This window comes from Psychrobacter sp. I-STPA6b, assembly GCF_020662265.1.
Lineage (GTDB): Bacteria > Pseudomonadota > Gammaproteobacteria > Pseudomonadales > Moraxellaceae > Psychrobacter.
In genome coordinates this window covers 247029-271619 of the sequence record NZ_VEWM01000010.1, presented here as the reverse complement: position 1 = coordinate 271619, position 24591 = coordinate 247029, and the positions used below count along the sequence as shown (strand labels likewise).

24 protein-coding genes are annotated in these 24591 nt (G+C 39.9%); 4 read left to right on the top strand and 20 right to left on the bottom strand.

Features of this window, described 5'->3' with window-relative positions:
• Nucleotides 1-43 precede the first annotated feature (43 nt).
• Genes FHK88_RS01500 through tyrS form a run of 4 tightly spaced genes read right to left on the bottom strand, consistent with a single transcriptional unit; the run spans nucleotide 44 to nucleotide 2238 of the window.
• Nucleotides 44-304, bottom strand: coding sequence for a DUF1653 domain-containing protein (locus FHK88_RS01500; protein ID WP_227429010.1), 261 nt, complete (start codon nucleotides 302-304; stop codon nucleotides 44-46).
• Nucleotides 297-704, bottom strand: coding sequence for a type II toxin-antitoxin system VapC family toxin (locus FHK88_RS01495; protein ID WP_227429009.1), 408 nt, complete (start codon nucleotides 702-704; stop codon nucleotides 297-299). Before FHK88_RS01495 ends, FHK88_RS01500 begins: the two co-directional genes overlap by 8 nt.
• Complete coding sequence (locus FHK88_RS01490; RefSeq protein ID WP_227429008.1) at nucleotides 704-985, bottom strand: hypothetical protein; 282 nt, start codon at nucleotides 983-985, stop codon at nucleotides 704-706. Before FHK88_RS01490 ends, FHK88_RS01495 begins: the two co-directional genes overlap by 1 nt.
• Nucleotides 986-1029: 44 nt before the next feature.
• Nucleotides 1030-2238 carry a tyrosine--tRNA ligase gene (tyrS, locus tag FHK88_RS01485; protein ID WP_227429007.1) on the bottom strand — a complete coding sequence of 403 codons (1209 nt, stop codon included), beginning with the start codon at nucleotides 2236-2238 and terminating at the stop codon, nucleotides 1030-1032.
• 140 nt (nucleotides 2239-2378) lie between these two features.
• On the opposite strand from tyrS, the gene FHK88_RS01480 reads away from it, so the two are divergent.
• Nucleotides 2379-3254 carry a PhzF family phenazine biosynthesis protein gene (locus tag FHK88_RS01480; RefSeq protein ID WP_227429006.1) on the top strand — a complete coding sequence of 292 codons (876 nt, stop codon included), beginning with the start codon at nucleotides 2379-2381 and terminating at the stop codon, nucleotides 3252-3254.
• Nucleotides 3255-3624: 370 nt separating this feature from the next.
• Here the strand turns inward: FHK88_RS01480 and FHK88_RS01475 are convergent, their stop codons facing one another.
• Nucleotides 3625-3837, bottom strand: coding sequence for a hypothetical protein (locus tag FHK88_RS01475; protein ID WP_227429005.1), 213 nt, complete (start codon nucleotides 3835-3837; stop codon nucleotides 3625-3627).
• A gap of 219 nt (nucleotides 3838-4056) precedes the next feature.
• Nucleotides 4057-6963, bottom strand: a complete 2907-nt coding sequence (gene rapA / locus FHK88_RS01470) for an RNA polymerase-associated protein RapA (protein WP_227429004.1) — start codon at nucleotides 6961-6963, stop codon at nucleotides 4057-4059.
• Between the two features lie 418 nt (nucleotides 6964-7381).
• On the opposite strand from rapA, the gene FHK88_RS01465 reads away from it, so the two are divergent.
• Nucleotides 7382-8326: a D-2-hydroxyacid dehydrogenase gene (locus FHK88_RS01465; RefSeq protein ID WP_227429003.1), complete on the top strand. Its 945-nt coding sequence runs from the start codon at nucleotides 7382-7384 to the stop codon at nucleotides 8324-8326.
• A 56-nt stretch (nucleotides 8327-8382) separates the two neighbouring features.
• On the opposite strand, the gene FHK88_RS01460 is transcribed toward FHK88_RS01465, so the two are convergent.
• The 3 genes from FHK88_RS01460 to parE form a co-directional block, all read right to left on the bottom strand.
• Nucleotides 8383-9969 (bottom strand): flavin-containing monooxygenase, encoded by a 1587-nt coding sequence (locus FHK88_RS01460; RefSeq protein ID WP_227429002.1) that lies wholly within the window; start codon nucleotides 9967-9969, stop codon nucleotides 8383-8385.
• Nucleotides 9970-10245: 276 nt separating this feature from the next.
• A complete protein-coding gene (locus FHK88_RS01455) occupies nucleotides 10246-10899 on the bottom strand; it encodes a lysophospholipid acyltransferase family protein (protein WP_227429001.1) in 654 nt (217 codons plus the stop codon).
• A gap of 187 nt (nucleotides 10900-11086) precedes the next feature.
• Nucleotides 11087-12976, bottom strand: coding sequence for a DNA topoisomerase IV subunit B (gene parE / locus FHK88_RS01450; protein WP_227429000.1), 1890 nt, complete (start codon nucleotides 12974-12976; stop codon nucleotides 11087-11089).
• Between the two features lie 230 nt (nucleotides 12977-13206).
• Between parE and FHK88_RS01445 the strand changes: the two genes are divergently transcribed.
• Complete coding sequence (locus FHK88_RS01445) at nucleotides 13207-13467, top strand: DUF1289 domain-containing protein (RefSeq protein WP_227428999.1); 261 nt, start codon at nucleotides 13207-13209, stop codon at nucleotides 13465-13467.
• A 186-nt stretch (nucleotides 13468-13653) separates the two neighbouring features.
• Here the strand turns inward: FHK88_RS01445 and rplS are convergent, their stop codons facing one another.
• The 5 genes from rplS to rpsP form a co-directional block, all read right to left on the bottom strand.
• The gene (gene rplS / locus FHK88_RS01440; RefSeq protein ID WP_227428998.1) at nucleotides 13654-14034 is read right to left on the bottom strand and encodes a 50S ribosomal protein L19; all 381 of its coding nucleotides are present in this window, start codon (nucleotides 14032-14034) and stop codon (nucleotides 13654-13656) included.
• A gap of 16 nt (nucleotides 14035-14050) precedes the next feature.
• Complete coding sequence (locus FHK88_RS01435; protein ID WP_227428997.1) at nucleotides 14051-14188, bottom strand: hypothetical protein; 138 nt, start codon at nucleotides 14186-14188, stop codon at nucleotides 14051-14053.
• Between the two features lie 166 nt (nucleotides 14189-14354).
• Nucleotides 14355-15119 carry a tRNA (guanosine(37)-N1)-methyltransferase TrmD gene (trmD, locus tag FHK88_RS01430; protein WP_227429192.1) on the bottom strand — a complete coding sequence of 255 codons (765 nt, stop codon included), beginning with the start codon at nucleotides 15117-15119 and terminating at the stop codon, nucleotides 14355-14357.
• A gap of 63 nt (nucleotides 15120-15182) precedes the next feature.
• Nucleotides 15183-15713 carry a ribosome maturation factor RimM gene (gene rimM, locus FHK88_RS01425; RefSeq protein ID WP_227428996.1) on the bottom strand — a complete coding sequence of 177 codons (531 nt, stop codon included), beginning with the start codon at nucleotides 15711-15713 and terminating at the stop codon, nucleotides 15183-15185.
• A gap of 137 nt (nucleotides 15714-15850) precedes the next feature.
• Nucleotides 15851-16117 carry a 30S ribosomal protein S16 gene (gene rpsP / locus FHK88_RS01420; protein ID WP_227428995.1) on the bottom strand — a complete coding sequence of 89 codons (267 nt, stop codon included), beginning with the start codon at nucleotides 16115-16117 and terminating at the stop codon, nucleotides 15851-15853.
• A 128-nt stretch (nucleotides 16118-16245) separates the two neighbouring features.
• Here rpsP and FHK88_RS01415 point away from each other — a divergent pair, with 128 nt between their 5' ends.
• On the top strand, nucleotides 16246-17712 hold the full coding sequence (locus tag FHK88_RS01415) for an ATP-binding protein (RefSeq protein ID WP_227428994.1): 1467 nt from the start codon (nucleotides 16246-16248) through the stop codon (nucleotides 17710-17712).
• Nucleotides 17713-17895: 183 nt separating this feature from the next.
• Here FHK88_RS01415 and FHK88_RS01410 read toward each other — a convergent pair whose 3' ends face one another.
• The 6 genes from FHK88_RS01410 to atpG all read right to left on the bottom strand — a co-directional run bounded on the left by FHK88_RS01410 (nucleotide 17896) and on the right by atpG (nucleotide 24496).
• Complete coding sequence (locus tag FHK88_RS01410; RefSeq protein WP_227428993.1) at nucleotides 17896-18075, bottom strand: hypothetical protein; 180 nt, start codon at nucleotides 18073-18075, stop codon at nucleotides 17896-17898.
• Between the two features lie 445 nt (nucleotides 18076-18520).
• Complete coding sequence (locus FHK88_RS01405) at nucleotides 18521-20212, bottom strand: ATP-binding protein (RefSeq protein ID WP_227428992.1); 1692 nt, start codon at nucleotides 20210-20212, stop codon at nucleotides 18521-18523.
• A 147-nt stretch (nucleotides 20213-20359) separates the two neighbouring features.
• A complete protein-coding gene (locus tag FHK88_RS01400; protein WP_227428991.1) occupies nucleotides 20360-21076 on the bottom strand; it encodes a response regulator in 717 nt (238 codons plus the stop codon).
• 494 nt (nucleotides 21077-21570) lie between these two features.
• Nucleotides 21571-21987, bottom strand: a complete 417-nt coding sequence (locus FHK88_RS01395) for a F0F1 ATP synthase subunit epsilon (RefSeq protein WP_227428990.1) — start codon at nucleotides 21985-21987, stop codon at nucleotides 21571-21573.
• A gap of 122 nt (nucleotides 21988-22109) precedes the next feature.
• Nucleotides 22110-23537, bottom strand: coding sequence for a F0F1 ATP synthase subunit beta (gene atpD / locus FHK88_RS01390; protein WP_227428989.1), 1428 nt, complete (start codon nucleotides 23535-23537; stop codon nucleotides 22110-22112).
• Nucleotides 23538-23617: 80 nt separating this feature from the next.
• A complete protein-coding gene (atpG, locus tag FHK88_RS01385) occupies nucleotides 23618-24496 on the bottom strand; it encodes a F0F1 ATP synthase subunit gamma (protein ID WP_227428988.1) in 879 nt (292 codons plus the stop codon).
• Between the last annotated feature and the right edge of the window lie 95 nt (nucleotides 24497-24591).

Below are 24591 nucleotides of genomic sequence, written 5' to 3'. Positions count from 1 at the left end.
TATTGATATTATCAATAGCCTTTTTCTCTATTGAGAATTAGAGTTAGCCACTGGCTAAAGTCCGCACCAGCTCAAACCTTGGCACTTGCTCACCATCAATCATTACCATTTCAGTAAACATCACCAAAGGTCGCACCCACACACTATAGTCACCATATAGACAGCGATAAACAACCATTGGCTCATCGGTTTCAGAATGACGGGCAGTGTGCAAGACTTGGTAAAGGTTGCCTTTATAATGGCGGTAAATGCCTTGAGGGATTGGGCTAGTAAAATTGTGGTCATTACTTAAATTGTCACTCAAACCAGTTCTCCAGCTTTAAACCATCAATCATAGTAAAGTCTTTGGTATTACGAGTAACCAATATCATATCGTTTGCCATTGCCACACTGGCAATTTGACTATCAACAAAAGCAACAGGTGTACCCGTTTGCTTTGCATTTGCTCGGATACTGGCATGAATATCAGCACAGTTTTTGGTATAGTTTAAAATTGGAAACTTAGCCACTTCATTATAGAAAAATTGAGCAAGACCTTGTCTCTTTTTACCATTAGCCATAATCAAAGTTCCATACATTAATTCATGCCACACAATACTAGCAAGATATATACGACTTTGATGTTCCTTAAATTTTCTTAATACATTTGTATTGGGACACTGACGTATCACTTCAGAAAATGTATTGGTATCTAAAACATACATCACATATCGTCCCAATTAAACTCACGACCCTCTTCTTTAGAACGTACATCAGCCCATGGGTCATCATCTACCAACAATTGCTGATTATCCTCTCTCCATTGCATAAGATTCTGATAAAAATCAGGTTTTGTCGTTATATCACCATCTTGATAATTACTGTCTTGATAGCGAAGGTTATAACTGCCTTGAGAAATGGTCACTTCTTCTTTTGGCAATTTATTCAGTAATGCCATCACTTTTTCTACTGCATTATCTTGAATATTTAATACCACAGTTTGCATGACCATTCCCCTTGTATAGTTATTTACAGTTTAAATACTAGCTATCACGCCACCGTCACTTTCGCAAATGCCTTTTTACCCGCTTGAATAATAGCGGTTTGTCCACTGGTTAAATTAAAACCAGCGTCCACCACTTCGTTATCAACCTTCACTGCACCACGTTTTACCATGTCTTTGGCAGAGGCGTTATTTTTGGCAAGTTCGGCTTGATTTAGGATTTGAGTGATAAACAATGCCTCTTGTCCGTCCTCTAATTCAAGTGTCACTTCGGGCAAATCAACAGGTAATTCCCCATCAGCCAACACATTACCTGCTGATTTATGGGCATTTTCTGCTGACTCTTTATCATGGAAACGCTCAATTAACTCTTCTGCTAAGATGCGTTTTATCTCTTGTGGATTGCGACCATTTTCCATCTCCGCCATCAATGCGTCCACTTCTTCCATTGGCTTAAAGCTTAAAAACTCAAAGTAACGGCGGATTAGCGTATCTGGCATGGATAGAATTTTTTGATACATGGTACCGGGTGTATCATAAATGGCGACATAATTGCCCAATGACTTGGACATTTTATTCACTCCATCAAGCCCTTCCAAAATCGGCACAGTGATACATACTTGCGGTGTTTGCCCATAACGAGATTGTAAGGTACGTCCCATCAGCAGGTTAAAAGTCTGGTCAGTTCCGCCCAATTCTACGTCCGCTTTCAGGGCAATCGAATCATAGCCCTGCACTAATGGGTATAAAAACTCATGGATAGAAATTGGCGTTTGTGCTGCATAACGTTTAGAAAAATCATCACGCTCTAGCATACGTGACACAGTCTGCTGACTGGCAAGCTGTATCATATCGCCTGCACTCATATCATTAAACCATTCAGAGTTAAACACCACTCGGGTCTTGTCTTTATCTAAGATTTTAAACACCTGCTCGGCATAAGTTTTGGCATTGGCTTTGATTTGTTCATCAGTCAATGGCGGACGGGTGGCATTTTTGCCTGATGGGTCGCCAATTTTGGCGGTGTAATCACCAATCAAAAAGTAAATCTCATGCCCTAAGTCTTGAAAATGCTTGAGTTTGTTAATCAAAACGGTATGCCCCAAATGCAAGTCAGGGGCAGTGGGGTCAAAACCTGCTTTGATTTTTAATGGACGGTTTTCTTTTAGTTTGGCAACCAAATCTTCCTCAGATAGGATTTCATGGGTGCCACGTTGGATAAGTTTTAGTTGTTCTTCGACAGATATTTGACTCATGGGGTTCTCACTCTTCAATTTTATTTACTGATTTAATCTCAATGACAAATAGTCTAACATGAGCTAATTATACTATGTTTAAATGATTTGCGTAGAATCTGTACAATTGAGATAAATGATTGTTTAACAAGGAGCAATTTATGCCAACTTCTTCTAAATTATCGCTACCCATCTACCATGTTGATGCTTTTACCAATCAGGTATTTTCGGGTAATCCTGCCTGCGTTGTACCGTTAACCTCTTGGCTTGATGATGAGATTTTACAAAATATTGCCAGTGAAAATAATTTATCAGAAACAGCATTTATTGTTAAAAATACTGAGCAACAAACAGATAACCAAACTGATTATCACCTGCGTTGGTTTACACCTGTTTCGGAAGTGGCGTTATGTGGTCATGCAACCTTAGCCACTGCCCATGTGTTATTTACCCATTTAGGATTTGCAAAAGACACCATTCGCTTTCATAGTCATAGTGGTATATTAACGGTAAGCCGTTGTCAGCTTAATGATAATCCTGCTTATATGCTTGATTTCCCTGCAATAGCCAGCACACCTATGGATTTAGCAGATGTGCCTGCTGATTTAATCACTGGACTGAACTTAGCCAAAGAAAAAGTCGTGAGTGTAAGCTTGGGAACAAATTATCTTATAGAGGTTGCCAGTCAAACAGAGGTTGAGCAAATTTCTCCAATCATCAGCCATTGGCAAAACTTGGGAGTGCGTGGAATTACGGTTACTGCTCAAGCACAGCCAAGCAGTTCAGTTGATATTGTCAGTCGTTGTTTTTATCCTGAAACAGTGGCTGTAGAAGACCCTGTCACTGGCTCTGCTCATTGTCAGCTTATGCCGTATTGGGTAGATAAACTCGGTAAAAACAAGCTGTTAGCCATGCAGTTATCCAAACGACAAGGGTTATTGGATTGTGAATTGGTACAAAGTCCAACAGGGAATAGAGTCAAACTTATTGGGCAAGCAGTGGATTATATGGTGGGGAAGATACACTTTTCCTCCTAGAGTCTGTTCACATCTTTGTCCCCTCATGCTAATGAATTTTAAGAATATACGACAGCTTTGACTTTCATGTTAAAGCTGTCTGAATATTTTATGAAATCTAAGTTTGGAAGGAAAAGCATCAATATTGTCGGCTGTACCTAAGACTATCAAAGATAGTAAATGATCAGTCTCTGCAAGTTTAAATAAAAGTTCAGATCATACACCTACTTTGATGAAGTGTCTGAGTGCTAGAAAATAGTTTTTCAACACCTCCTAGCAATATTCCATATTTTTCTTTCTTATAATAACCAACATTAGTTTATAATTATTTTTATTCAAAAAATCTGTACCAATCAATTATTATAAATATAAAATTTATTAATACTATCAATTATTTACAAATCACGTAATCTACTCGATAGCCCATCTCATCATATTTTTTTAAGGCTTTTTGTTCTGCTTCCTCTTTGGATTCTGCATATACTTTCACATAGCCCCCTGTTGGTCTATTATCTACATATCGTGCACATTCATATCTTGTGCCAGTTTGTGTTGGCGATACAAAGAAAAATAAAGATGTCATAATGACCATTAGAGTATTCATTTCATTATTCCTATTTATATTTTATATTAATTTTTGGTATACAGCTCTATTGGCTGTTTAGATATTCTAGCATTTTAGTGCACATGTGTTTGTCCGAATCGTCGGACATTCTATATTTTTTTCAAAAAAATAGCGCTGGTAAATTACCAACGCTATCAAAAATTATTCACATTAGGATAGGTCTTTGATATTAATAGATGATTTTTATCATTACCTGACTTAAGGCTTCATCGCTACCAGTACACGAATACTATCAGGTACAAGTGATAGATTAGCCAGTGCTGACTCACCTTGAGTTTTTAACCCTTCAAGACGCTCAATCTCTTCTGTGCGCACATTAGGGTTAATGGCTTGTAGATGTTTGAGTCGCTTGATTTCACGCTCCCACTGCTGAGCAAATCGTGCAGTTGCTTGTGTACTAATATCTGCTAGCTTAGACTGGGCAATGTTCTGCGCATCTTCATAACGCTCAGAAATGACTTCACTACGCACTTTAACAACCTGTCTTGCACGGTTTTTATCCAACCGCTCAACATGGGGTAAAATCATCTCTGCGCTAATACGCTCTGATAAATCATTACCCTGCTCACTGATAAATACTCGTATAAGCTGTGTTGGTAGCGTCGCAGGTAGATTCAGCACTTTAGGTGCAATCACTTCCACACGAAATGTCACTTCTAGCATCAACATTCCTTGCGGAACAGTAGCACTTTTGAGCGTTGCAACGGTTGTATTACCAAATGTACCTGCACTGGCAAGCTCATAAATTGCTCGCATCAGTGGGTGTTCATGGGTAATAAATGCCATATCTTCACGTAGCAATGCTTGCTTACGATCAAAGGTTAAGGTCATACCATCTTCTGAGATGGGCAGACTACTTAGCTCACTATGGTGACTGTCTGACTCAGGTGGATGTATCACCCATGAGCCATCTCTTTGTACACTGTGGTCAATATTTGCTGAGGCTAAGAAACGGTCAAAAAAGTTAGGAAGCAAGTTATTGGCATCAAAATCTGCCATTGCACTAGCAATCCGTCCTGCCACACGTGGGCGACAAGAGTTATACTCTAAAAGAATATCTCGTCCTGCCTGCATTTGTGCTTCTAGCTCCTGACGAGTTTCTCGAGCTTGAGCAATCAGCTCATCTAGTGCATGTTGTAATTGTGCTTGAGCCGCTTCTCCACTCGCACCATCAGCAATATTGCCTTCTAATAGTGGCTTTAGCTCAATAATATATTGTTCCTGTACACTTTGTGCGGTTGGGGATATGTGATTAAAGATATTGAGTGCTTCATCATACCAGCGGTATAAGCGCTCTTGTGCGGTACCTTCCACATAAGGCACATGTAAGATGATTTGCTGAGTTTGTCCAATACGGTCAAGACGTCCAATACGTTGCTCAAGCGTATCAGGATTGGCAGGTAAATCCCATAAAATCAACTGGTGCGCAAACTGAAAATTACGCCCCTCTGAGCCAATCTCTGAGCATAGTAAAATTTGTGCGCCTTCTTCATCGGCAAAAAATGCTGCCGCTTGGTCACGCTCAAGCAAGCTCATCTGCTCAGTAAAAATAGCCGTTTTAATCCCCGCATGTAAGCGCAGTACCGCTTCTAGGCTTTCAATGGTAGCACCACTACGCGCGATTAATAATACCTTTTGATATTTTAACTCCCCTTTTAGCAAGTCAATCAGCCATGGCACTCGAGGGTCTGCTTCTAACCAACTACCATCTGGCTGATTTTCCTCACCCCAGAGCTGTTCTCGCAACTTACCACAAGTTTGGTAGCTACCCTGCCAGCTCTCTGGCAGCGGCAATGGATGTGGCTGACAACGGCGCCCATGAAAGCCTTGCACACTATCTCGAGTATTGCGAAATAACACTCGACCTGTACCATGACGGTCTAGCAACTCATTTAACGCATAGGCACGCAATTTTTCATCTTCATTAATCGCCGCCAGCTCCGACTCATCATCAAATCCAAGCAGTTGTGTTAGTGCTGCAATTTGTGGCGCACTCAATGGCTTATCAGCAATCAACACCTTCGCCACCGCAGCCGTTTCAGCAAAGGCTTCTTGACTGTCAATAAAGTCATCAAGGTCATCAAAACGGTCTGGATCAAGCAGTCGCAAGCGTGCAAAATGGCTGTGTGCGCCAAGCTGCTCTGGTGTGGCTGTTAATAATAATAATCCTGGTGTTTCATGAGCAAAATCAGCAATCAGCTCATATTTATCATTACCACCGTTCTCATCATCCCAATGTAGATGATGTGCTTCATCCACTACCAATAGGTCAAAACCAGCATCTATCGCTTGTTCGTACAAATCATGATGGTCTAACAACAAGTCAATACTGGCAATAATACATTGCTCAGTCAAAAATACGTTCTGCTCAGGGTTATGCTCTTTTATCGCCGCTGTACGCACCAAATCGAATAAAGCAAACTCTAAGTTAAAGCGACGACGCAGCTCAATCATCCACTGATACTGCAAGCTGTCTGGCACAAGCACCAATACCCGCTCTGCTTTTCCTGTCATTAACTGTTGATGGATAATCAATCCTGCTTCAATGGTCTTACCCAATCCAACTTCATCTGCCAATAGCACACGTGGTGCAAGACGTTTACCAACTTCATGTGCAATATATAACTGATGCGGAATGATATCGACCCGTGCGCCCATTAGTCCTTTTAGTGGATGAGCAGACAATGCTGTCTGCATCCGTAAAATATCTTGACGCAACTCATACCAATCTGTCCGCTCAACTCGTCCCGCTAATAAGCGCTCTAAAGGGCGAGCAAGGGTGATGTTTGCTGCCAGCCGTGTTTCCATAATGCCACGCTCACTGTCTGGCACATGGTATTTCATCACCCCCATCACATTATCAACGGCTGTGACAACATGCGTTTTACCATCTTGGTCACAAATCTCATCACCCACTTTAAATATTACTCGTGATAAGGGGGCAGAGTTCTTTGCATATACTCGAGTCTCTTCACTCTGTGGAAACAAAATATGCACACAGCGATCATCGACTGCCACTACCACACCAAGACCCAGCTCTGACTCTGTATCTGATAGATAGCGTTGACCAACCGCAAATTCAGGGTTTAACGCAGAAATAGTCATAAAACTAAATTTTCCATATAAATTGATGGATAAAAAACCAATCTTACCTAGAATGTATCAGCAAAACATGATTAACTTTTATAGATGATACTCATTACCTAAGATTCATTGTCATAATATATTGCAACAATACATTCCAAAATATTTTAAAAGTTTATCGCTTTCTATAATAACCGATGCATGACAAAAACGCATCGAAAACACTAATATGAGTGACATGCGCAAGATATATGCGGGTTATACTCATAAAATCAACCATTCTAGTTGGTCTTCTTTTGTGATGATACTTACAATATATGATGACATTTAAACAAACCCAGTTTAGTCAAACAATCCCAAGCATTTATTATCACTATTTTATCACTTAGTAACACACACCACTGCTTAACATTAACATTTCTCACATTTAGGAAACATCATGAAAGCTGTATTTTTAGATCGTGGTACATTTTTAGATTCAATAGAACTGCCTGCTCCAGACGGTATCACAGACTATATTACCTATGATGGCACAGCACAAGATAATGAATTGATTATCCAACGATGCCAAGATGCCGATATTATCATCACCAATAAGGTAAAAATTGACCAAGATATTATCCAAAATTTACCCAAATTAAAGCTTATCCAGCTTACTGCAACAGGTACAAACAATGTGGATAAGGAGGCTTGTAAAAAACAAAATATTACCTTGTTTAATGTGGCAGGCTATGCTGTTAAAAGTGTACCAGAGCATACATTAATGCTCATGCTTTCTGCACTGCGAGCAACCCGACACTACCACCAAAAAGCCTCTGACGGCTCATGGCAACAAAATGGTAATTTTTGCTTATTGGATATTCCCCTTATTGACCTTGAGGATAAAACACTGGGAATTATTGGTGTTGGTACAATTGGAAAACGTGTCAGTGAGATTGCTCACGCCTTTGGCATGCAGGTATTATGGGCTGAGCATCAAGGTCGACAACCTCGTAGCCAAGCATATACAGCATTTGATGAGGTATTACAACACAGTGATGTAATTAGTTTACATTGTCCACTAACTTCAGACACACAACACTTGATTAATGCAGACACACTGGCAAAAATGCACAAAAAGCCCCTATTAGTGAATGTTGCTCGTGGTGGAGTGGTTGATAGTCAAGCCGTGGTTGATGCCATTAATGATGGGCAACTACTTGGTTATGCAACGGATGTTTTTGAGCAAGAGCCAATTGCTAATAATGACCCACTGCTCAGAATCAGCGAGCATCCAAGAGTTATTTTTAGTCCTCATAATGCGTGGGGCAGTTTGAGTGCACAACAAACACTCTGGCAGATTTTAAGCAAACAAGTCAGTGAATTTATTGCACAGTATCAATAAAAAAGTAGTGCCAAATAAGAAAGAAATCAATGATAGTAATCAGGCTTTTGTTGGTTTTACTTCCGTGAAAAGCTCAGCCATTTATCTTTGATTTGCTCTTTTAAAAACATACGGCGGTCTTTAAGATAGCTATTGCGTACTTGCCACGGATGGCGGTCACCTTGCTTAGGTAACTCTGCCTGCGCACGCTGAATATATCCTGCAGAAATGTTCGCCATTACTGTCTCTGGCTGTGTTAAGACTCGCTCACCATTAATTTGAGTTTTTGGCGTGACCACCACATAACGTCGCCGTTGCATATAAGTCAATAATCGTAGTATATATTGACATGCCATATCAATTTTTAATGTCCATGATGCATTGGTATAACCAAATAAAATTGCCATATTTGGCACATCACCAATCATCACTGCTTTATAAGTCAAGCTATTACCAATATCAACCTGCTGACCATCGACATATACCTTTGCACCACCCAGCATCTGAAGCTTTAATCCCGTTGCCGTCACAATCATATCTGCTGGTAAGTGCTGACCAGACTTCAGTAAAATGCCATCTGAGGTGAATCGCTCAATCTCACCCGTCACGACAGAAGCATCACCTCTCTGTAATGCCTGAAATAAATCAGCATCAGGTACAGCACACAAACGCTGATCCCACGGAGCATATTGTGGTGAAAAGTGCCTAATAGACACATCGCTACCTTTTAAATCTTGCTTTACTTTATGCAATAAAATACGTTTCACCAAGCTGGGAGCATGGGTTGCAAACTGATAAATACCCTGTTGCAACCATACATTACGCCAACGTACCAACTCATATGCCTGCTGTCGGCTTAATGGTGAATATCGACCGCTCAGCAAATCCAACATACCATCCTCAGCCTTAATGCTAGCAACATAAGTTGGAGAGCGTTGTAACATAGTGACATGTTGGGCACACTGTATTGCCTCTGGGTCAACCAAAGCAGGTACGAGCGTCATTGCTGTCGCACCACTACCTATCACCACCACATTTTTACCATGATAGGCAATATCTTGCCATCTTTGCGGATGTACAATCTGCCCAGAAAATGTCTCTTGTCCAACAAAATCAGGCTGATAACCATTATCAACATCATAGTAACCGGTTGCCCCTACTACAAACTGAGCACTGACTTGACTGACTTCACCTGTCTTTAGATTTTTTGTGGTCACTAGCCATAATCGTCGCTCACTTGACCATGCCAGTTGTTGCACTTCACAGCCATAACGAATATGACGCTGTATATCATATTGTTTTGCCGTATCAGAAATATACTGCTTGATATCCTGACCTTTAGCCAACGTACTGTCATTAAACCACGGACGGAATACATAGCTTAATGTCAAAATATCAGAATCAGAACGTACACCCGGATAGTTAAAAATATCCCAAGTACCACCTAAATCGTCCCGCTTTTCTAGCAACACAAAGCGTTTATGTAAATGACTGCGTTGCAGATAGCAAGCCATACCAATGCCTGACAGCCCTGCTCCAATAATCAGTACATCATAGTCTGCTGACACAGAATGGCGACGAGATAATCTAGACAATATGGGCAACTTATTTTGCAGTCGTTGTGTCAATCGCTTTGCTACAGTCAGTTTAGGTACGAGCATCATTGCATCCTTACATTAGGGTTTAGAGTTTAGGGCAATCTCCATGATTCTTAGGGTCTGTTGAACATTCACCACGTTAGGCTAATATTTACAAGGGATACAGCTACTTTTAACTTTCATGTAAAAATTGGCTAAATTTGCATAATGAAGCGTTAATGAACTTGTTAATATCCCTACTTTTATTAATAAAAGCTACCCATGTTCATTGCCTTGACTAAGTCACTGTTTATTAAAATCAGTATCTCAATTTTTCCTATAAAGATGAATATTCAACAGACCCTAATCTTTATTAATATCTTGCAAAATCTGAGAAAGGTTTTCTGGATGCCGAGGTACAACACCCCGATATTGTGCATAAATTTTTTGTAAATCTGCTTCAATATCTCCTGTTGGTGTTAACGGTGTCATAAACCGTATTTGTTTACTCTTATAATCCATTGCCACAGGAATAATAGGCACACCCGCTTCTAGTGCAATATAATAAAACCCTGTTTTCCATTGCTTTGTATATCCCCGTGTTCCCTCTGGTGCTAACCCTAAGAAAAATGGCTCACCTGTTTTAAACCTATCAATGGTAGTTTGTAAGACAGAGCCTTTTTTATCACGATCAATCGGAATCACCCCCATCCACTGCAAAAAAGTAGATAACACAGGCACATCAAACAGACTCTTTTTCCCCATAATTTTAACGTCTAAGTCCAGTGCCATCACGGCTGGTAGCGCATATACCCCATCCACATTGGAAGTATGAGGAACTGCCAATAATACGGCTTGATTAATATTTGGAATACTGCCAACTATATGCCAACCTGTCAGCTTTAAAAAACCCTGTGCCAATACAGGTGATAACCGACCGCCTCGCTTTGGTACTAATTTACCTAATAATGATTTATTTAACTTTGGTAAACCAGCCCCACTTGCATTTGTTTTCATAAATAATCATATCCATTAAGCATGAGTAAATACTATAAATCATCTTATCTAAAATCGGTATATCAAAGCTATATATTGCTCATATAAGAGTACGATTAGAATAATCATTACTCATTTTTTCAATGAGCAAACATACTCCTAACGATATAAAAAACGCCAAATTTGGGCTTATGTATATTTATAAAATCTATACGACAATCTCTGCCAAATCCCCCTTACTTTCCAACCATGCCTTACGATCTGATGAACGTTTTTTTGCCAAAAGCATATCCATAACACTATTTGTTAATTGCATATCATCCATATCTAACTGTACCAATCTTCTAGTATCTGGATTCATCGTCGTCTCACGTAGTTGCTCTGCACTCATCTCACCTAATCCCTTAAAACGTGTAATTTGTGCTTTTTTATTACCAGACTTATTAGATAAAATTTGTGCCAACTCATCCTCATCTAACGCATAATATACCTCTTTGCCAATATCTATCCGATACAGAGGGGGCATCGCCACAAATAAATGTCCTGCATCGACCAATGCAGGAAAATGTTTGACAAATAAAGCACAGATTAACGTCGCAATATGCAACCCATCAGAGTCTGCATCTGCCAAAATACAGATTTTATCATAGCGCAACTCTGACAAATCATCAGATGCTGGGTCAACACCAATAGCAATGGCAATATCATGAATCTCTTGGCTAGATAAAACCGTATCTGGTGACACCTCCCATGTATTTAGAATCTTTCCACGTAAAGGTAGTATCGCCTGATAATGACGGTCACGAGCTTGCTTGGCACTACCTCCTGCCGAATCCCCTTCTACCAAAAACAGCTCTGCACCATCACGCAGATTACCACGACAATCTGCCAACTTACCCGGAAGTGCAGGACCTTGTGTAATTTTTTTACGTGCAACTTTTTTTGCAGACTTTAACCGCCTTCCTGCCTTAGAAATTGCCAGCTCTGCAATCTGTGTCGCCATTTCTGCATGCTGATTTAACCATAAACTAAACGCATCTTTTGCCAAACCTTGCACAGCAGATGCCGCTTCACGGCTAGATAATCGCTCTTTTGTCTGACCAGAAAACTGTGGCTCAGAAAACTTTAACGATAAAATATAATTCACACCATCCCAGACATCTTCACTGGTCAACTTCACATTCCTGGGCAACAGATTATGAATGTCACAAAACTCACGTAGCGCCTCTAAGATACCTGTACGCAACCCATTAACATGCGTTCCCCCTTGTGCAGTTGGGATAAGATTGACATAGCTTTCTTGAATCGGTGTACCACCCTCAGGTAACCAAGATAGCGCAAAAGTCACTCCTGCACGCTCATCTTTTTTTGCTTCATAACTATAATAAAAAGGCTCTAGTGGCAAAGTTTCTAGACTGTCCAATTGCTCATTTAAATACTCAACCACACCATCGCTAAACTGCCAAACAACCTTTTCATCATGAATCTCATCTACAAACTCAATATTCAGCCCTGCTGCCAATACTGCCTTTGCTTTTAGATTATGTTTGAGCTGTTTAACACTAAACTTTGCTGTATCAAAAAATGAATCATCTACCCAAAAATGTACCTTAGTACCCCGTTTACGTTTATTAGAGCTGGGAGAAGTCATCAGCTCAGTCACAGGTATGCCTTTTTCAAAGACCATTTCATACTGCACACCATCACGCCAAACGGTCACCTCTACCCGTGTAGATAATGCATTCACAACCGATATACCAACACCATGTAAACCACCAGATACCTGATAGTTACTGGTAGAGAACTTACCACCTGCATGTAAACGGGTCAAAATCAGCTCAATACCAGACTGCCCAAACTCAGGGTGAATGTCTGTTGGCATGCCTCGACCATCATCCTCTACAGACAAAGAGCCATCAGCATATAGCTGAACCTTAATGGATTTTGCATAGCCAGCCAATGCCTCATCAACAGAATTATCTATCACCTCCTGCGCCAAATGATTTGGACGAGTAGTATCTGTATACATCCCCGGACGACGACGTACTGGCTCTAATCCTTCTAATACCTCTAACGACTGCGCATTATATTGGCTCACAAAAACCTCGTAATTTTTATATGGTTAACTGTATATTGTTTAGGGTCTATTGAATATTTACCCTGTTAGTCTCATATCATTATAACCAAATTACCCACATATAAAATTAATATCATCAAAACCACAAATTTTTACGACAATTAATGTCGCTTCATATCCCAAATATATAGACAACATAAAAAACATGTTAAAATCCAAACAATACCATCCACCGCATAGACAGCAACCCCATGCCTCAACAGATAGAGCTTTTTTCCATAGACAATCCTTGCATTGGTGTCTGCCAAAGCAACAAAAAAGGCTACTGTTTTGGTTGTCTACGTAGTCGCACTGAGCGTCAGCTCTGGCTTAAAATGACCGATGAACAAAAAAGAGAAGTCTTACGCCTTATCATGGGACGTAGAAAACGTATTGAAGCAATGCGTCAACGCCAAAAAGAGCAAATGCTCCTAGACTTTGGTGAATATGAACAAGCTGGTGAACTTTTTTAAAGCCAGTCCAAAAAATACTATTCCCCTCACAATCCATGAGACATAAAAAACCCCAGCATGATTGTTATCATCTGGAGTCTTTTACTTTTTTGGCATACCCAATTATTAATAAATATAAAAGGGGTTTATTGCATTTTTATAACTAAGCTAATTTACAACTAAGTTAACTTAGCAAAATGTGCAATCTTAAGCTTCTTTTTTCGCTTCACGACGGACAGTAAGCTTCTCACGGATACGTGCAGACTTACCAGAACGCTCACGTAAGTAGTAAAGTTTCGCACGACGTACATCACCACGACGTTTCACTTCAATGCTATCAATCAATGGAGAATGAAGCTGGAATGCACGCTCAACACCGATACCGCTTGAAATTTTACGTACAGTAAATGCAGAGTTGATGCCACGGTTACGCTTAGCGATAACCACACCTTCATACGCCTGTAGACGCTCACGCTCACCTTCACGAACTTTTACTTGGACAACAACAGTATCACCAGGTGCAAAACTTGGATGCTCACGCAATTGAGAGTTTTCAACAACTTGAACTAACGGATGCTTGTTACTCATGAGATTTCTCCTCACATTAGACGATAGAGGCTTGACGCATATCACCTGTTTGTAATAATAAAAACATGCCACGTCTTAATTTGGCATGCACAATGGGGTTAAAAGCTAAAAACGGTCTGACATAGCAATGATGGTTAAATAAATAATCAGTCAATTACTGAATAAACCACAGCATATGTCATTGGCTTTATTGGCTATGTTTGTGCTGATTTGCAATTGACTATAATTGCAACATCAATGTGTTATCATAAAAAATATAAAATCATCAAAATACAGTGGTCTACACACTACTTGGACTTATTGTTAGTCAATGATACTTATCATGACTCATCATCTAAATCTGCACTGTCTAACCACTTTTGTTGCAACGTTGTCGGCTGAAAGTTTTGCCATAAATCAGGTCGGCGTTGTCGTGTGCGCTTGGCTTGCTGAATAAATCGCCATTGAGCTATCTTGCCATGATGACCAGATAATAAAACGTCTGGTACTTGCCAACCTAAAAAATCGGTAGGCTTTGTATAATGTGGACAATCTAACAAGCCATCAACAAAAGAATCTTGTTCAGCTGATAGTGCGTCTCCCATCACATCTGGCAATCGCCGTATGACACTATCCATGATAACCATAGCAGGTAGCTCGCCACCTGTTAGTACATAGTCACCAATAGACAGCTCAGCATCCACATAATGCGCCAATAATCGCTCATCAATGCCTTCGTAACGCCCACACAGTAAAATCATACCTTCATACTGAGTCAGTGATAACACTGTTGACTCAGATAAAGTTTTTCCCTGTGGAGACATATAAATAACAGGGCAATACTCTGCTCCTGTACGACATCCATAAGCACTGGCACGCTGACGGGCATCTGCAATGGCTTTCACCAAAGGCTCAACCATCATTACCATACCCGGACCACCACCATAAGGACGCTCATCAATGCGTCGATAATTATCTGTGGTATAGTCTCGTGGATTCAAGCAATCAACGACCACTTGACCTTGCGACACTGCTCTACCTGTAATGCCATAACTTGTAATGGCATCAAACATCTCAGGCAAAATACTTATTACAGCAAAATACATATTGATACGAGTCACTTTGCGCCAAATAATGGCTGTAGATACACATCTATTAACACGTGAATGCTAATAATCTCGTTCCCACTCTACCGTTATCTGGTTTGCATCTTGATCAACTGACAGGACAGTTTGTTTGTGCCACGGTATCAATCGTTGCTCATCATCGATACTATCTGCATTTGGCTCTACCACCATAATGGCGTGTGCGCCTGTCTCAAATAGCTCTTTGACATCACCGAAATATTCACCTTGAGTATTGATTACTTGCATTGACTCTAAGTCTGACCAGTAGTATTCATCTTCTTCTGGTGCAGGCAAACTATCTTTGGCAACCCAAATTGAGACACCATTCATAGTTTCAGCCAAATTACGATCAGGCACTTCTTGAAACTGAGCAACCAATCCTGCACCTTGTCGGCGCCAATTTGTTACTGTTAATGAGCGCATGCCAGTAGCCGTTTTTATCCACCACGGCTGTAACTCAAAAATGGCTTCACGATCATCTGTCTCACTAAACACCCACAACCAGCCTTTAATGCCATATGGCTTTTTTAGCTGACCGACTTTCATTAATTCATCTGTATTATGGGGTGTCATCTGTACAAAGTACCATCTTTACGCATTTACGTAATTCTCTAACTAACCTCAGTCTAAGCAGTTAAACTACCTCATAGACTTTCAGTTAATAAAGCTCAAGGAAAATCAGAAACTATTGCTTAAAACCTTCGTAAAGATTAAGCAGAAGCCTCTTCTGATTCAGCAGGCTTATAACCTTTTGCCAATGATGCAACACGCTCTGATGGTTGAGCGCCTTTTGCAATCCACGCATTATAGGCTTCCATGTTAAGGCGTACAGCCTCTTCATTGCCTTTTGCTAGTGGGTTAAAAAAGCCAATATTTTCGATGTAGCGACCATCACGCGCACGGCGCTGATCAGCAACAACAACTTGATAAAATGGGCGTTTCTTGGCACCGCCCCGTGCTAAACGAATAACAACCATGTGAATTCTCTCTTTCGCAGGTATACCAAAAAGGGCATAATTATACCAGATTTTCAATATTTTGCATACTAAAACATAAGATTTTTATCAACAACATTTTTTATTCTATATACTAACGAGACATACACATGCACAATTGGATAAGAAAACTAAAACACTGGAGGCTACGACCTTACTCCAACACATGGCAAACTACCCTATGGGTGATGTTAGTCGTGATGCTCAGTGTCAGCGTATCTTTATGGTTTTTTTGGCGAAGTCTCTATTTACCTGAGCTTCGAAACCACGCCCACTACCTTGCTACAGAGCTACAAATGCTCACCAACGCACAAACCAAGTGGCAAGATAACCCACAAGTCAAACAGTGGCTTTATGATAATAGCCATCTAAGCGTTGTTGATAATCCTAAAGATTTTCCTGAAGTTGAAGACAAAACCATTGCAGAGTTTTTTACTGATATCCTTGCTGAAGAGATTAGTCAACAAACTGGGCATGATGTTGTGGTCTATTTCAAATTCAAACCCACTCCCCAGCTTTGGATACATGATAGCCAGCATCCTGAGCTATGGGTACGTGAACCTGTCATTTACTATGCACAATATAGCCTCAGCTCACTGGGATTTTTCTTATTAGGTATTCCTATTTTTAGTTTACTGACTATTTTATTATTAGTACGTCAGCTAAACCGACCTTTGCGCAAGCTTCAACGTGCAGCCACTAACTATATTCAAATGGGACATGCCACCGCACTACCAACACGCACTGGCTCTATCGAAATTCGGCAGGTAAATACTGCATTTAACCGTCTATTTACCACCCTCAGCCAAGCACAAAAAGAGCGTACTATCATGCTTGCAGGTATCTCTCATGACCTGCGTACACCATTAACCCGAATGCGCCTCACTGCTGAGATGCTTCCAGATGATTTCTTTCGAGAAGGGTTAATTTATGATATTGAGGATATGGATGCCATCTTAGAGCAGTTTATCTCATTTATGAAAGATGGCTCAGACGAACCAGTACGTTTAACAGATTTAGATGCTATTTTTAAAGAAGTTATCGTCCAGTTTGCGCCACTTGAATTTATCTATGACGCCCAGCCTTTAGAGCTGGTACCCGTCAGACCTCTATCCATCAAGCGCCTGATTATTAACTTAGTCAACAATGCCAACCGTTATGGCAAGCCTCCAATTTACCTTTCTGCTAATATCAGTGCAACAGATAAAGTAACGGAACATACAGAAATAGAAAACTCTGACCCGAATCTAGATACCAATACCCTAGAAGTAACGACAACAATGCAACCGCAATCTGAAAAAACATTAACCATCTGTATACGGGATTGTGGGGAAGGTGTCGCTGATGAGCATCTACAACGCATCATGCAACCTTTTGAAAGAGGCGAATCTGCTCGTACTACCCAAGGCAGTGGATTGGGACTGGCAATCGTTAGTCGTATTGCAAAACTACATCATGGCTCTGTTGAAGCCATTAATCACCCCAGTGGAGGCTTACAGGTATGTGTGCGTATTCCTTTACTTGCCAAAGCTGTCACTAAAATCAAGCCTCCTGCTACAGAGGAAGATGATGATTAGCATAGAATTTGTTAAACATTCATTCCATTAAATTAGTATTTACAAGGGATTTAGCTTAATTCAGTTTTGTATAAAAAGTGAGTGTATATAGTCGCTATTTTAAATAACACTTAGCCGTATATTAGTCTTTATTACATTGATACTGACATACACTCACTACTAATGGGATAAAAGAAAGTAGAATTACTTTTCTGTACCAATCAAGGGAGGTACTTCAGATGAGCTATTTTGAAAATCTATTGGCTGTGATAACTCAGCTTTTGCCTGCTGAACACTGGCTGTCGGCTGTGGCTCATGTAAAAACATAAAATAGCCCAACACCAGCGCATTAATAATCACCAAACCTGTAAATAAATATGACATGACGCTTCTCTTAATATCAACTGAATATGTTTTACCTAAGAACAGCACTTACAAAGAATAATCTATACCTTATATATTACCTAATCACAGTACAAATATAAACTCAAATAATCTATTTTACTGACTTATCAGATTAAAGGTTATGAGTAATATTTCTTTTTATCTACATTCCTCCTTGTTTACTCAATTACCCATTACCTGCCTCTTTATACTACCTATCAAAACCTTATAAAGACCACATTGCTAGGGTCTGTTGAACATTCATCTTTGTAGAAAAAATTGAGGGAAATTTGCCTTAGTCAAGGCAATGAACGCAGGTAATATCGGGATATTAACCAGTTCATTAACGCAGAATAAGGCAAATTTAGCCAATTTTTACACAAAAGTAAAAAACAACTGCATCCCTTGAAAATACTAGATTAACGGGGTGAATGTTCAACAGACCCTAATCCATATCATCAATAATCTTACGCTGACCTTTTTCTTGTGTGAGCTGGTCTGCGGTAATCGTCTGTGCTAATGGCTTAACTGGCCATGTCATAATAAAACGTGCGCCACCTAACTCTGGACTTTCATCAACTTTCATATTGCCATTAAACCAAAATGCAATCCGTGACACGATAGATAAACCCAATCCATATCCTCCCGAAGCACGTGTACGGCTATCATCCAAACGTGCAAATGGAATAAACACCTTTTCCCGATCTTCCTCAGGAATACCCTGTCCATCATCTTCGACACTGACAAAGGCTTCGCCTTTATGCACACCAGCACTCACAATAATCGTAGATTCGGCATAACGTAATGCATTACCAGCCAAATTCTGCACCACCCGATGCAAATAACGACGGTCTGCAATGGCAGTAATTTTTGGACCAGGCGAACGTGCTTGTACCGTAATGGGCTTACCCAATGCATTAGTTTCCCTGACAATCTGCTCAACCAAATCTTTTAAATTAACTGCCTTTAAATCTAACTTTGGAGAGCCTTCCTCTAACTTAGCATATGTCAATATCTCATCAATCAGACTATTTAATGACTCAATATCCTCATCAATATAATCACGTTGCATCTGTCGAGATTCTTCATCATCTGTATCTGCCAACATATCAACCGCAAATCGTATCCTTGCTACAGGCGTGCGTAGCTCATGTGATACCGCACGAGTCAACTCTCGTTGTGACTCAATCAAACGTTTAATATGCTCAGTCATAGTATTAAACGTTGCTGCCAAACGTGCGATTTCATCCTGACCAACAACCTGAACTCGGATATCTAAATTACCATCACCGACTTCATTCACCCCTGACTGTATTAACTGTAACTTTCGCTCTAATGGGAAAATAAGTGCATATACCCCTAAACTAATCAAAAACATACTGATTAGCACCACACTAATAATTAAATTAAAAGGAAACCACTTAAATAATTTAACCGGTCCCATCACAATTGCCATATTAGGTAGCTCTGAAGGGGCGATAACCTTAATAGAAGAATCTTCATTACTTGTACTATCACGGAACAGAATAACCACTTCATCTCGGCGCAATCTAGCCAACTGCTCCCTATCCAAATCTAAAGACTCTACCGCCATCAATGATAATGGGAATGAAAAATTCTTACTTAACTCATCCAAACGTTCTTCTTTTGCCGTCACATCTGAATAATAGGACAAATCATCTAATAGCAAGATTGCCATTGCCCGTACTTGTTGCTCCGTCACCTGAGTAATACGGATTGTCAAAATACTATTATCTTCTGGTAGAGGATAAAAAATATCTGCATACGTTGGATGATTAATATAACGAACCACTGTCTTATTATCTTCCAAACGCTTTAGCTCACTGGAAGTAAACTCTACAGAGTCTTTTGGAATGATAGAAAACTCATCACCAAACAAACTACTAACATCTGATAACCAATAGCTTCGCTGTACTGGTGTCTTTTGATGAGAAATACCCTCACTGACCAAATACAACATACCTGTAGCAATATTCTCACGATATGTTTGAATACGCTCCTTATTAATCGTATCGACCAATAACTGTGCAAACAAGCCTACACAAAGACAGACCAGCAATAAGCCTGCATAAATACGCAAGAAAATACTATGTTTTAAAGAAGAAAATAAAGGCATAAGCTAGACACACATATTAAGGCACAATCAGTTTACTAAGAAAATAACTACAAAAAAACTACCAACTGCTTATCACACAAAAAAAGCCAGCATACTGCTGACTTTTCATGACTTTGGTCAAGATGACACACAGTATAATAGAGAAAACTAGTTGCCTTCTTTAACAAATAAATAACCCTTACTACGTACCGTCTTAATACGTTTTGGATTTTCTGGATCATCACCAATTTTTGGACGAATACGAGAAATACGCACATCAATTGAGCGGTCTTGACCATCATACTCAATTCCACGTAAACGCTCAAAAATATCTTCACGAGACAAAATACGACCCGCATTTGATGCCAATAACCACAGTAAATCATACTCTGCACTGGTAAAGTCAACCAACTCATCATTAAGAGTCACTGAGCGACCGCCATTATCAATCACCAACTCACCAAACTCTAAGCGTTGTGGTACATCTTCAGATGGAGCGCTTTCTGAACGGCGCAATAACGCACGAATACGTGCCAACAGCACACGAGGTTGAGCAGGCTTAGCAACATAATCGTCTGCTCCCATCTCCAAACCCAACACCTGATCCATATCTTCAGTACGGGCAGTCAGCATCAAGATTGGCTGATGGTAATGCGGACGCACCTCACGGCAGACAGTCAAACCATCGCTACCTGGTAGCATCACATCTAGTACCACTAAATCTGGCTGCTCATTAATAATACGGCGAATCGCACGATTACCATCGGTTTCTATCGCCACATCCAATCCATTTTTGACTAAATAGTCCTGAGTTAGCATCGCTAGACGCTCATCATCCTCAACTATAAGAATTCTTGGGGTTTGCTCTTCTTCAATATGAGCCATAGTACATCCTCTAATCTTTAATATACCAGTTGCTACTTACCATAACATCTGACTGCTAATAAACCTTTTACTTCATACACAATATCATAAATTTGATGAAGTTTTGATAATAAAATACTACCCATTACCATAGTAAATATAGACTATATTTAAGGGCATTATTACCTTATATATATGGATTCACAAGTTACTTACAATGTAAACAAAAAATTGCGCGACAACCAGTGGTAAATCGTAACTGAAATATAATCTATCACAAACACAATAAACCACTGTTAAGTATCATCAGACAACAGCAAAGTGTAACTTATTAAAATTTAGCCAATACACTTTTGTTTCTCTTATAAAAAAACAGCCTCAATGGGCTGTTTTTTATTTCTAGTACAAATAACCAAAATATCAATAAGTTACATCTATAATAGACCATATATATAATGGTTACTTGTTATAATCTCTAAGCACATTAAAATAAATAATGATTCAGTGATTCAACATTAAGCACGATTACGATATTTTCTGATGGTCTGCAACTGAGCAACCGACTCAGCCAATGATGCCAATGCAGCATTTGTCTGCACAGCATCTGCCTGATTTTCTAGCATCTGCTCTGCTTTCTTACGTGCTTCAATAATTCTTGCTTCATCCAAATCATGCGCTCTTGCTGCTGTATCTGCTAACACAGTCACAAGCTTTGGTTGAATTTCTAATACACCACCTGAAACATATATGACTTCTTCATTACCATCAGGTGTTTGAATACGCATTGAACCAGGTTTTAGTAAAGTAATCATTGGCGTGTGACCAGCCAATACACCCACTTCACCTTCAATACCTGTAGCGATGAGCATTTGGATTTCGCCGTCGTATATTTCTTCTCTTGCACTAACTACTCGGCATTGCAATGTGGCCATGCATCTACTCCCTAACTAAATAAAGCTTATCTAGCCTATATTTATCAATCTGACGATGGGATAGCTAGATATTTATACAGAAATATTCACAAACTATCCCACAGCAGCTCATAAAATCTACCTTATGCAGCAGATTTTAGTTTTTCAGCTTTTGCTACTACTTCGTCAATGCTACCTGCCATATAGAATGCTTGCTCAGGTAAATCATCATATTTACCATCTAAGATATCTCTAAAGCTTGAGATGGTATCACGTAGTGATACGTATTTACCAGGCGCACCAGTAAAGACTTCAGCAACGTGGAAAGGTTGTGATAAGAAGCGTTGGATTTTACGCGCACGGTATACCACAAGTTTATCTTCTTCTGATAACTCATCCATACCCAAGATAGCAATAATATCTTTTAGCTCTTTATAGCGCTGAAGCACTTCCTGAACACCACGAGCTACTGAATAATGCTCTTCACCAATAACCAATGGATCTAACTGACGAGATGTTGAATCTAATGGATCAATTGCAGGGTAAATACCTTGTGAAGCAATATCACGACTCAATACAACTGTCGCATCTAAGTGAGCAAACGTTGTTGCAGGTGATGGGTCAGTCAAGTCATCGGCAGGAACATAAACCGCTTGAATAGAAGTAATAGAGCCTGTTTGAGTTGAGGTAATACGCTCCTGCAACACACCCATTTCTTCTGCAAGTGTTGGCTGATAACCAACCGCAGATGGCATACGTCCTAATAGTGCAGAAACCTCTGTACCAGCTAGTGTATAACGGTAAATATTATCGACGAATAATAGAACATCACGACCTTTACCATTTTCGTCAGTTTGGTCACGGAAATATTCCGCCATAGTCAAACCAGTCAACGCAACACGTAAACGGTTACCTGGTGGCTCATTCATCTGACCATATACCATCGCAACTTTTGACTGGGTAAAGTCTTTGGTATTAACAACGCCTGCTTCTTGCATCTCATGGTAGAAGTCATTACCCTCACGAGTACGCTCACCAACACCAGCGAATACTGATAAACCAGAGTGCTTCAATGCGATGTTGTTAATCAATTCCATCATGTTAACGGTTTTACCAACACCAGCACCACCGAACAGACCAACTTTACCACCTTTTGCAAATGGGCAAAGCAAGTCAATAACCTTAATACCCGTCTCTAGCAAATCTGTACTATTTGACTGTTCATCGTAGCTTGGTGCTTGACGGTGGATAGACCATTTGTCTTCTGAGTTTACTTCTCCACACTCGTCAATAGGACGTCCTAGAACATCCATAATACGACCCAAAGTCGCTTCACCTACAGGAACAGTAATAGGTGCTCCCGTACTGGTTACTGGCAAACCACGTTTTAAACCTTCTGTTGAACCCATGGCAATCGTTCGTACGACTCCATCACCCAACTGCTGTTGCACCTCTAGCGTGGTATCAGTACCATCAACTACCAATGCGTCATAAACCTGTGGTACATCGCTACGGTTGAACTCAACATCAATAACCGCACCAATAATCTGTACAATACGACCGCTACTCATGGCGTTCTCCTGAACTTGAATATGTCTTAAATCTTGAATATATCTTAAATAATAAAGTCTACAAAATCGCTACTCAACCATTAAGAAACTGCAGCTGCACCACCAACAATTTCTGAAATTTCACGAGTAATCGCTGCTTGACGTAACTTATTATAAACTAACTGTAAGTCATCAATTAGGTTGCCTGCATTATCTGTTGCAGCTTTCATAGCCACCATACGTGCAGACTGCTCGGAAGCAATATTTTCCATCACAGCTTGATAAACAATAGATTCAATATAGCGTCCCATCAATCCATCAATAAGTGCTTTCTTATCAGGCTCGTAGATATAGTCCCAGCTTAGCTCAGTTTGAATACCTGATTCTTCTGTTAAAGCATGTTCAGGCAAAGGAACTAATTGATTCACTGTTGGTTGTTGTACCATAGCATTTACAAACTGATTGTAAACTAAATAGATACGATCAATATGCCCACGGCTATAATCATCTAACATTGCCTGTACAGGTGAGTTTAACTGCTCAAACGTTGGATTATCTCCATAATCTGTTTGTACAGAAGTCACTTTCCCACCAAAGCTTTTGAAAAAGCTAACACCTTTAGAGCCAATAACAGCATATTCTGCATCTACTGACTGATCTTGATAATCTTTGACATGGTGCATTAAGCGTTTAAATAAATTCACATTTAAACCACCTGCCAAACCACGATCAGAAGTAATAACAATATAACCAACACGATTCACTGAGCGTGTGGTCATATATGGATGCTTATAATCTGTAGAGGCTCGCACCAAGTGCGAAATTACTCGACGCATACTATCTGCATAGGGTCTACCAATTTGCATGCGTTCTTGCGCACGACGCATCTTACTAGCCGCCACCATCTGCATTGCACGAGTAATCTTCTGCGTGCTTTTAATACTGGTAACTTTTGCACGAATTTCTTTTAGACTTGCCATAACATATCCAATTCGGCGAGGTAAATAAATATCAGTATCGTCTATTTAATTAATATGTTTAATTAATATAAAAGCAAACTGATGTTTTTTAATTA

Excerpts from the sequence above, each read along its gene's own strand:
- FHK88_RS01455 (WP_227429001.1), bottom strand. The coding sequence starts at position 10,899 with ATGAAAACAAATGCAAGTGGGGCTGGTTTACCAAAGTTAAATAAATCA.
- FHK88_RS01395 (WP_227428990.1), bottom strand. The coding sequence starts at position 21,987 with ATGGCCACATTGCAATGCCGAGTAGTTAGTGCAAGAGAAGAAATATAC.
- FHK88_RS01445 (WP_227428999.1), top strand. The coding sequence starts at position 13,207 with ATGCCTCAACAGATAGAGCTTTTTTCCATAGACAATCCTTGCATTGGT.
- rapA (WP_227429004.1), bottom strand. The coding sequence starts at position 6,963 with ATGACTATTTCTGCGTTAAACCCTGAATTTGCGGTTGGTCAACGCTAT.
- rpsP (WP_227428995.1), bottom strand. The coding sequence starts at position 16,117 with ATGGTTGTTATTCGTTTAGCACGGGGCGGTGCCAAGAAACGCCCATTT.
- FHK88_RS01415 (WP_227428994.1), top strand. The coding sequence starts at position 16,246 with ATGCACAATTGGATAAGAAAACTAAAACACTGGAGGCTACGACCTTAC.
- FHK88_RS01480 (WP_227429006.1), top strand. The coding sequence starts at position 2,379 with ATGCCAACTTCTTCTAAATTATCGCTACCCATCTACCATGTTGATGCT.
- FHK88_RS01495 (WP_227429009.1), bottom strand. The coding sequence starts at position 704 with ATGTATGTTTTAGATACCAATACATTTTCTGAAGTGATACGTCAGTGT.
- FHK88_RS01410 (WP_227428993.1), bottom strand. The coding sequence starts at position 18,075 with ATGTCATATTTATTTACAGGTTTGGTGATTATTAATGCGCTGGTGTTG.
- atpG (WP_227428988.1), bottom strand. The coding sequence starts at position 24,496 with ATGGCAAGTCTAAAAGAAATTCGTGCAAAAGTTACCAGTATTAAAAGC.
- FHK88_RS01460 (WP_227429002.1), bottom strand. The coding sequence starts at position 9,969 with ATGATGCTCGTACCTAAACTGACTGTAGCAAAGCGATTGACACAACGA.
- atpD (WP_227428989.1), bottom strand. The coding sequence starts at position 23,537 with ATGAGTAGCGGTCGTATTGTACAGATTATTGGTGCGGTTATTGATGTT.
- rimM (WP_227428996.1), bottom strand. The coding sequence starts at position 15,713 with ATGACACCCCATAATACAGATGAATTAATGAAAGTCGGTCAGCTAAAA.
- FHK88_RS01475 (WP_227429005.1), bottom strand. The coding sequence starts at position 3,837 with ATGAATACTCTAATGGTCATTATGACATCTTTATTTTTCTTTGTATCG.
- tyrS (WP_227429007.1), bottom strand. The coding sequence starts at position 2,238 with ATGAGTCAAATATCTGTCGAAGAACAACTAAAACTTATCCAACGTGGC.
- FHK88_RS01465 (WP_227429003.1), top strand. The coding sequence starts at position 7,382 with ATGAAAGCTGTATTTTTAGATCGTGGTACATTTTTAGATTCAATAGAA.
- FHK88_RS01400 (WP_227428991.1), bottom strand. The coding sequence starts at position 21,076 with ATGGCTCATATTGAAGAAGAGCAAACCCCAAGAATTCTTATAGTTGAG.
- trmD (WP_227429192.1), bottom strand. The coding sequence starts at position 15,119 with ATGTATTTTGCTGTAATAAGTATTTTGCCTGAGATGTTTGATGCCATT.
- FHK88_RS01405 (WP_227428992.1), bottom strand. The coding sequence starts at position 20,212 with ATGCCTTTATTTTCTTCTTTAAAACATAGTATTTTCTTGCGTATTTAT.
- FHK88_RS01490 (WP_227429008.1), bottom strand. The coding sequence starts at position 985 with ATGCAAACTGTGGTATTAAATATTCAAGATAATGCAGTAGAAAAAGTG.
- rplS (WP_227428998.1), bottom strand. The coding sequence starts at position 14,034 with ATGAGTAACAAGCATCCGTTAGTTCAAGTTGTTGAAAACTCTCAATTG.